The sequence below is a fragment of the Blautia sp. HA3515 genome, assembly GCF_059933065.1.
The window spans coordinates 1-9,404 of sequence record NZ_JAYFUY010000001.1; the positions used below are offsets into that span (position 1 = coordinate 1).

The 9,404-nt window shown below is 43.3% G+C and carries 4 protein-coding genes and 3 pseudogenes; all 7 read left to right on the top strand.

The genetic code is table 11. From position 1 onward, the window contains the following. Positions 1 to 17 precede the first annotated feature (17 nt). Positions 18 to 2,115, top strand: a pseudogene (locus R1Y93_RS00005) (glycoside hydrolase family 13 protein). Between the two features lie 130 nt (positions 2,116 to 2,245). Continuing rightward, positions 2,246 to 3,114: pseudogene (gene fba / locus R1Y93_RS00010) on the top strand (class II fructose-1,6-bisphosphate aldolase). 77 nt (positions 3,115 to 3,191) lie between these two features. After that, positions 3,192 to 4,400 carry a GNAT family N-acetyltransferase gene (locus R1Y93_RS00015; protein ID WP_500821147.1) on the top strand — a complete coding sequence of 403 codons (1,209 nt, stop codon included), beginning with the start codon at positions 3,192 to 3,194 and terminating at the stop codon, positions 4,398 to 4,400. A 247-nt stretch (positions 4,401 to 4,647) separates the two neighbouring features. Then, a pseudogene (locus tag R1Y93_RS00020) lies at positions 4,648 to 5,930 on the top strand (ABC transporter substrate-binding protein). A gap of 177 nt (positions 5,931 to 6,107) precedes the next feature. Beyond that, positions 6,108 to 6,962, top strand: coding sequence for a carbohydrate ABC transporter permease (locus R1Y93_RS00025; protein ID WP_500821148.1), 855 nt, complete (start codon positions 6,108 to 6,110; stop codon positions 6,960 to 6,962). Continuing rightward, positions 6,962 to 7,822 (top strand): carbohydrate ABC transporter permease, encoded by an 861-nt coding sequence (locus R1Y93_RS00030; protein WP_500821149.1) that lies wholly within the window; start codon positions 6,962 to 6,964, stop codon positions 7,820 to 7,822. The genes R1Y93_RS00025 and R1Y93_RS00030 overlap by 1 nt, the downstream gene beginning before the upstream one ends. 205 nt (positions 7,823 to 8,027) lie before the next feature. Beyond that, positions 8,028 to 9,404, top strand: a 1,377-nt coding sequence (locus R1Y93_RS00035) for a response regulator transcription factor (RefSeq protein ID WP_500821150.1), incomplete at its 3' end; no start/stop codon positions are given.

Consider the following 9,404-nt stretch of genomic DNA (forward strand, 5'->3'; position numbering starts at 1 on the left):
CGGATGTAATGAAAAATATGCAATACGTATTAAATATGCGGCCTGTCCTGAATAAGGATGCGCTGTTCAGCGATGGGTCTGAAGATCACAGATGTCCGTCAGAACCAATGCCGGGTGACACTGTAAAGATCCGGTTTCGTACCCAGAGAAATAATGTGGATGCAGTGTATCTGGTCTATGGTGATGTGAGACAGGAGATGGAGATATGGTCTTCCTCCAATGGCTTTGATTATTACGAAACACAGATCAGGATGGGAGAAGATATATTCAGATATCATTTTGAAGTTGTATATGGATGGGTTACATGCTATTACACCTATCAGGGAGTATCGGTCAATTCGGAAGAACGGACAGAGTTTGAGATTTACCCAGGTTATCATACGCCTGCATGGGCCAGAGGCGCAGTGATGTATCAGATCTTTGTTTACTGGTTTTATAATGGGGATCCATCCAATGATGTGGCAACCGGAGAATACTCTTATATTGGGGATTTAAGTGTGCACGTAGATGACTGGGGAAAGGTTCCGGCGGTAATGGGCGTCCGGGAATTTTATGGCGGTGATCTTCAGGGTATTCTGGATAAGCTGGATTACCTGCAGGATCTTGGAATAGAGGTTATTTACCTGAATCCTATATCTGTCTCCCCAAGTAACCATAAGTATGATATTCAGGATTATGATTATATTGATCCTCATTATGGGAAAATTGTTGAAGATACCAATGAGGGGATCCTCCAGAACGGGGACAGGGATAATTCACATGCATGGAAATATATCCGCCGTGTAACAGACAAAAGAAATCTGGAAGCCAGCAACCAGTTGTTTGCACAGCTGACAGAGGAGATGTCACAAGCGTGGCATGAAGATCATCCTTGACGGAGTGTTTAATCACTGCGGTTCCTTTAATAAATGGATGGACAGAGAGCGGATCTATGAGAATCAGGAAGGCTATCCTAAGGGAGCATATATTTCGGCTGACAGTCCTTACCGCAATTTCTTCAGCTTTTATGATCAGAACCGCTGGCCTTACAATCCTTCTTACGATGGATGGTGGGCACATGATACACTTCCCAAGCTGAATTATGAAGGCTCCAGGGAATTATACGATTATGTACTTGAGATCGGCAAAAAATGGGTTTCACCTCCTTACAATGTAGATGGCTGGCGTCTGGATGTGGCTGCCGACCTGGGACACAGCAATGAGTTTAACCATCAATTCTGGAAGGATTTCCGCAAGGCAGTAAAAGAAGCCAATCCTGAAGCGATCATCCTGGCAGAGCATTATGGCAATCCTGAAAGCTGGCTTATGGGTGACGAGTGGGATACAGTTATGAACTATGATGCCTTTATGGAGCCTTTAACCTGGTTCCTGACAGGTATGGAAAAGCACAGTGATGAGTACAGGCAGGATCTGTATGGAAACAGTGATGCATTTATCGGGGCAATGAAGAATCATATGCGTTCCCTTCACATGTCTGCTTTTTATACTGCTATGAATGAGCTTTCCAACCATGATCATTCCCGGTTCCTTACAAGGACCAACCACAGGGTGGGCAGGATCTCTTATGCAGGAGCAGAAGCTGCATCTTCAGGGATCAATCCTGCGATCATGAGGGAAGCAGTGGCTGTACAGATGACATGGCCTGGAGCTCCTACTGTATATTATGGTGATGAGGCAGGAGTCTGTGGCTTTACAGATCCGGATAACCGACGTACTTATCCATGGGGAAAGGGAAGATCAGGGCTTGATTGATTTCCACAAGGTGATGATCCGGATCCATAACGAATACGGATTCCTTCGGGAAGGATCCCTGAAGTTCCTGTGGAATGATTATCAGGGATTAGGGCTATGGCCGTTTTTCGAATGATGAACAGATGATCGTGATCCTGAATAACCGGGATTATGACCGGGATGTGGAGATCAGAGGTGTGGCAGACAGGTATCAGCCGTCTGGAGGAAGCAACCCTTAAAAGAGTCCTGCTGTCCTACAGGGATGGGTTTACAACAGAGGAATACAGCTATACTGCAAATGCAGGTGTGATCCATGTGCCAATGCCGGCTTTCGGAGCCATGATCCTGTATCACAAATGCGAGGATACTGTGTCAGAGAAATAACCGGCGAGACAGCGATACAGTGCAATTATAATATTTTTTTGTAAAAATATAGACGAAAGCTGTAAAATCTGCTAAAATACATTTCAGACGGGTGCAAAGACTGTACCCAGAAAGATAGGAGGAATTTATCATGTTAGTAAGTGCTACAGAGATGCTTCAGAAAGCAAAGGCCGGCCATTATGCAGTCGGACAGTTCAATATCAACAATCTTGAGTGGACAAAGGCCATTCTTCTTACCGCGCAGGAGCTGAATTGCCCGGTTATCCTGGGAGTTTCCGAGGGTGCCGGTAAATATATGACAGGATTTAAGACCGTTGTGGGAATGGTGAACGGTATGATGGAGGAACTTAATATTACAGTTCCGGTTGCTCTTCATCTTGAGCCATCGGTGCTTCTAGACGGATGCCTGAAATGTGTAGAGGCAGGATTTTCATCCATTATGTTCAGACGGATCTCATTATCCAATCGAAGAGAACGTAGCAAAGACAAAAGAGCTTGTTAAGATCACAAGAGAGCATGGCATGTCCCTTGAGGCAGAGGTTGGTTCTATCAGGCGGCGAGGAAGACGGTGTTGTCGGTATGGGTGAGTGTGCAGATCCTAACGAGTGCAAGATGGTTGCAGATCTTGGTATTGATTTCCTGGCAGCAGGTATCGGTAACATCCATGGTAAATATCCTGCAAACTGGCAGGGCTTAAGCTTTGAGACTCTGGATGCTATCCAGAAGCTTACAGGCGACATGCCGTTAGTACTTCACGGTGGTACAGGTATTCCTACAGACATGATCAAGAAAGCTATCGATCTTGGCGTTTCTAAGATCAATGTTAATACAGAGTGCCAGCTTTCATTTGCAGCAGCTACACGTAAGTATATCGAGGAAGGCAAAGATCTGCAGGGTAAAGGATTTGACCCAAGAAAGCTTCTTGCTCCTGGATTTGAAGCAATTAAAGCAACAGTTAAAGAAAAAATGGAAATCTTCGGTTCCGTTGGAAAAGCCTGAGAATCCATGAAATGTACAAGGGGATGCTGCAATGCAGTGTCCCCTTATATATTGCCATACGAGGAGAGAGAATCATTATGAATAAGAAAAATCTGAAAATGGGACCGGTAGGACCTGAATACATGGAACAGTACAATGCACTGCTTCGTTATGTATTTCAGGTTACAGACCAGGAACTGAATTCTGTAGGATGGAAAGAAAAGGAGATCATCAGGGCAAAATTCCCTACTATGAAACGGGCCGATGTGATTGGCTGGTTTGATGATGGCACATTGGTTTCTCAGGTGGCCGTTTACCCGATGAAGGTTCAGATTTTTGGAAAGACCTTTTCCATGGGCGGGCTGACAGGAGTGGGCACTTATCCGGAATACACCAATATGGGGCTGATGCACAGACTTCTGGAGCAGGCCCTGGAAAATGTGCGTAAAAAGAAACAGTATATCTGTTATCTTTATCCTTATTCCATTCCCTATTACAGACGGAAAGGCTGGGAGTTGATCTCTGATAAGATTTCCTATGAGATCAAGGATTACCAGCTGCCCAAGAAGAAATGGGTATCAGGTGATGTACGTAGGGTTGATACTGACAGCAAAGAACTGAAGGTTACATATGACCGATATGCAGCCCATACCCATGGAGCCATTATCCGTGATTCCCTTGCCTGGAATGAATACTGGCTTTGGGATCGGGATGATATTATGGCTGCGATCTATTACAATGCGCAGGATGAGCCGGATGGATATGTGATCTACTGGATTGAGAATGAGGTTTTTCATATCAAAGATATGATCTTTAACAATGAAGAAGCCAGAACCGGCCTTTGGAATTTTGTATCGGCTCATTTTTCTATGATCAACCAGGTGGAAGGAGATACCTACACAGATGAACCGCTGGCCTTTCTTCTGGAGGATGCGGAGATCAAAGAAGTGATTTCCCCCTATTATATGGGAAGGATCGTGGATTTTGCAGCTTTTGTGGCAGAGTATCCTTTTAAACCGGACATTACTGAAAGAGAATGGCGATTTACCTTGACAGACCCTGTAATGGAGTGCAATCAGGGCTCTTTCCTGCTTAAGATATCCAGAGAAGGCAAAGGCTGGGCAGAGCGGATCAATCAGCCCTGCCAGGATCAGATCAGTATCCAGACAATGACCACCATGCTGATGGGTTATAAGCGTCCGGATTATCTGGCCCGGATCGGACGGCTGAAGGCTGGCGAAGATATTATTGACATGCTGGAAGATGCCATTGAACAGCAGACTCCTTATATATCCGATTATTTTTGATATATTATCTTGTATGTATTTGACAAAAATTACATAAACATGTAAAAAAAAAATCATACGTTGTTTGTAAAAAATGAAAAAAGAACATATTTCTTGAAATTTTAATATAGTGCATTTTGGTTAAAAGCTATAAAATATAATCAACGTGAACAGGGGTGGTTGAACATCCCGGTTTCAGCGTATAAGACGCAGCGGATCCATTAAAGATCCGACCAAAAATGATTCTCATGAAAAGGAGAGACAAAAAATGAAGATGAGAAAATCAATGGCAATGGGACTTGCAGCAGTTATGGCAGCATCCATGATTCCGGCTGTACCGGCAATGGCAGACGATGCTACAGGAAAGGTATATTATCTGAACTTTAAACCAGAAGCTGATGAAGCTTGGCAGAACCTTGCAAAAGCTTACACAGAGGAGACTGGTGTAGATGTACAGGTTGTTACAGCTGCTTCCGGACAGTATGAGACAACTCTTCAGTCTGAGATGGCTAAGAGCGATGCTCCTACTCTGTTCCAGGTAAATGGACCGGTTGGACTGAAAAGCTGGAAAGATTACTGCTTAGATCTGAAAGATTCCGATATCTATTCACAGCTTACATCTGATGTTTACACTGTTAAAGACGGTGACGCTGTTGATGGTATTGCATACGTTATCGAGACTTATGGTCTGATCGTAAACAAAACTCTTCTTGAGAAAGCTGGATACACACTGGACGACATCAAGAGCTTTGATGATCTGAAGAAGGTTGCTGACGATATCCAGGCAAGAAAAGATGAGCTTGGTATCAAAGGTGCATTCACATGTGCAGGTATGGACGGATCCTCCGACTGGAGATTCAAAACACATCTTGCAAACCTTCCGCTCTACTATGAGTACAAAGATAAAGGCGTAGATGATGCAGATACAATCGAAGGTACATATCTTGACAACTACAAGAATGTATTTGATCTGTACATCACAGATTCCACATGTGACGGTGCTGATCTTTCCGCTAAGACAGCTGATGATTCCCGTAACGAGTTCATCAACAGCGAAGCAGTATTCTATCAGAATGGTACATGGGAGTATGCAGAGCTGTCCAAAACATTCAGCGATGACGAGCTGGCTATGATCCCAATCTACTTTGGTGTAGATGATGAGAACGAAGGTCTTGCAACAGGTACAGAGAACTACTGGTGTGTAAACAAAGAAGCATCTGAGGAAGACATTCAGGCTACACTTGATTTCATGAACTGGTGTGTAACTTCTGAGACAGGTACAAAGGCTATGAATGAGGATATGGGCTTCACAATTCCTTTCAAAACAGCTGAGGAATCTACAAACGTATTTGTTAAAACAGGATCAGGAATACACAGAAGCTGGTCTGACACCTGTATCATGGAACTTCACAACAATGCCTTCTGAAGAGTGGGAAGCAACGGCGTTGGTACAGCTCCTTACTTCTGAATGCAGGCCCTGGCGGTTCCTGGGATGATGTTGTATCTGCATTCGTTGACGGATGGGCAACAGAGAAAGCTCTGACTGAGTAATTGGTGTAAAATATATCCAAAACCTTTCAAGGATTTGGATGTTGGAGTAAAGAGAAGGGGGAGGCAGTAAGTATGGCCTCCCCTTTCCACATGAAAGACGTAGTCTTACGAAAAGAGGGCCTGGAGTGCGAAGAAACCGGAGGCACACAGGAATAAAATGAAGTAGGAGGAGCAGAGATGGTAGGAAAATCTCTTAAAAAGTGGTGGCCTGTCTTTGTGTTACCAACACTTGCAGCGTTTATCATTGGTTTTTTATGGCCTTTCATCTGGGGTATTTATCTTTCATTTTGTAAATTTACTACAGTTAAAGATGTGACTTTCGTTGGCCTTGCCAACTATCAGAAGATTTTGATCGGCGGAGACTTCAGTCATGCATTCTGGCTGACAGTTGTTTTTGCATTTGTTTCAAGTATTCTTATCAATGTACTTGCTTTTTCCGTTGCACTTGCACTGACAAAAGGCTACAAAGGAACCAATGTATTCCGTACTGTATTCTTTATGCCGAACCTGATCGGTGGTATTGTGCTTGGTTATATCTGGCAGACTTTGATCAACGGTCTTCTGTCCATGTGGGGACAGCCGCTGCTGAAGTTATCAGCCAGAAACGGATTTATTGGAATGATCATACTGCTTTTATGGCAGCAGATCGGATACATGATGATCATTTATGTTGCAGGTCTTAACAACGTATCTCCGGACCTGATCGAAGCAGCTAAGATCGATGGAGCTACTTCCAGCCAGATCTTGTTTAAGATCAAGATTCCGATGATCATGCCGTCTGTAACTATTTGTACATTCCTTACTCTTACAAACGGATTCAAGATGTTCGACCAGAACTTGTCCCTGACAGGCGGTGATCCGGGCAAGCAGTCCCAGTTGCTGGCATTGAACATTTACGATACATTCTATGGACGAAGCGGCCCTCAGTGGAAGGGCATCGGCCAGGCCAAAGCAGTTGTATTCTTTGTGCTTGTAGTTGTGATCGCTTTGGTACAGCTTCGTGCAACATCATCTAAGGAGGTGCAGGCATAATGGCAGAGAATAAAGTTATTGCAGATAAACCAAAGAAAAAAAGTATTGTGCCTACAATTATCCTTTCCATTGTCTCTGTTGCCTGGATCTATCCCATCGTAATGATCCTGTTCAACGCTTTGAAGATTGAATCAGCGATCACTACATCTGGAGTATTTAAGCTTCCTACAGAAGAGACCTGGAATGGTATTAAGAACTTTGTTGCCAGTGTTACACAGATGGATTTCCTTGCATCTTTCTGGTACAGCCTTGTGATCTCAGTGATGTCTGTCGCACTGATCCTTCTGTGCTGCTCCATGTGTGCATGGTACATTGTCCGTGTAAACGGTGCACTTTCTAAGATTTTGTATTACCTTTGTGTATTCAGTATGGTTGTACCTTTCCAGATGGTTATGTTTACCCTGGCAAAGACAGCGGATACACTTCGTCTGAACAACCCATATTCCATCTGCATCATCTATCTTGGATTTGGTGCTGGTTTGGCAGTATTTATGTTTACCGGCTTCGTAAAAGGAAGTCCTTTGGAGATTGAGGAGGCAGCTATGATCGACGGCTGCAGCCCGCTTCAGGTTTTCTTCAAGATCCTGGTCCCGATCCTGAAACCGACCATTATTTCCACTGCAATCCTTGAAATGATGTGGGTATGGAACGATTATCTTCTGCCTACATTGGTGCTGGATATTAAGAAGTACCGTACCATCCCGATGGCAATCCAGTATTTCCGTGGAAGCTACGGACATGTACAGATGGGACCGATGATGGCAAGTATTATGATCGACATTATTCCTATCATTGTAATGTATCTGGTTTGCCAGAAATATATCATTGAAGGTGTAGTTGCAGGAGCAGTAAAAGGCTGATCTATTAGCAGCCCGTCCTGTAGAATTATAAAAACTGGTATTATTCAATCAAATTTAATCTTTTCAAGATGTTCATTGAATGATAAAATAGAGATAGTTCCATGCATTTATGCGGGGAACTATCTTTATTTGACTAACAGGAAGTTTTGTAACTGTAAAGATATTGAACAGTTATAAGTTTTTATGATCATAGACGGGGTGCTGAATGTACAGGATTTTAATTGTAGATGACGAAAGGATTGAGAGAGAAGGTATCAAATATCTGATTGGAAGAGAAAAGGGAGACTATGAAATATGCGAAGCGTCCAATGGAAAACAGGCTTTGGATATACTGCATAGCAAGAAGGTGGATCTTCTGATGACAGATGTACGTATGCCTCATATGGATGGGCTGGAGTTAAGCCGTAAGGCAAGAGAGGAATATAATGATCTTCAGATCGTGATATTCAGCGGATACAGCGACTTTTCTTTTGCACAGGAAGCCATCCAATATGGAGTGCTGGATTATGTATTAAAGCCTGTGGATCCGGAAAAATTTCACCAGGTGATTACCAAAGCCCAGGCGGAGATGTCACGCAGGCATCAGCAGAATGCGCAGGAGCAAAAAGCAAAGAACTATCTTCAGCAGTATTTCCTTTTAAGTTATCTGTATTCCGGAAAGGAAGAGATTCTGGAGCAGGCTGGAGAGATTGTAGATCTGAATAACTGGGAGCAGTGGCATTGCGGGATTCTTTTGGAAACGGATCAGGATTATTTTGACACTGCAGATGATTTTGCAGCAGAAGGACTTCAAAGTGAAGTGGGAAGAAAGTTCTTTTATCTGAATCTGAATGCAAGGCAGTCTTTGTTTTTGTTCAGAGACAAATATTGTGAGTACCGCCTGGTTGCGGAGCAGATTTATCAGATCTTAAAGCAAAGAACCTCTCTTCAGTTCCATTTGGCAGTGAGCCACAAGTTTGATGGCTGCCGAAATCTTCCAGGGGTATTGGAGCAGCTGGAACAGCTGATGGAAGAGAAGTTCTATCATCCGGATATTCATATTTTTACCTTTGAAGAAGATGAAGAGAAAATGTGCAATGCACAAAGTCAGGATTCTCAGTTGATGCAGAAGATTTCAGAAGATGTGAGCCGTAAGGACATTGAAGCCTTATGGAGACATTTTGGATGCCTTACTGAGAAGTACCAGAAAAACACTCAGTTTTCAGCTATGTATGTGAAGTTTGTGTTTTCCAATGTGATTCAGGAGTTGTTTCAGGAGGATCAGTTTTCCACAGAAAGAAGGCTGGATCAGGAGGTGGATCGCCTGTACCGGTGCAACAATATTGAGCAGATCCTTAAGATCACCAGGGAGAATATTCAGGAATATGAGAAATTTCTGAAAAACTCCATGGCAGGCTCCAGAGATGAGGTGGGTGCTGTTAAGAATTATATTCATCAGCATTATGCAGAGGATCTCAGTCTGGAAACACTGGCTGAGAAAGTATATCTTTCCTCCGGGTATCTTAGCTTTATTTTCAAAAAAGAAACAGGTATGAATCTGAATCGGTATATCCGTGTGGTGCGAATGGAAAAGGCAAAGGAG

Excerpts from the sequence above, each read along its gene's own strand:
- R1Y93_RS00015 (WP_500821147.1), top strand. The coding sequence starts at position 3,192 with ATGAATAAGAAAAATCTGAAAATGGGACCGGTAGGACCTGAATACATG.
- R1Y93_RS00025 (WP_500821148.1), top strand. The coding sequence starts at position 6,108 with ATGGTAGGAAAATCTCTTAAAAAGTGGTGGCCTGTCTTTGTGTTACCA.
- R1Y93_RS00030 (WP_500821149.1), top strand. The coding sequence starts at position 6,962 with ATGGCAGAGAATAAAGTTATTGCAGATAAACCAAAGAAAAAAAGTATT.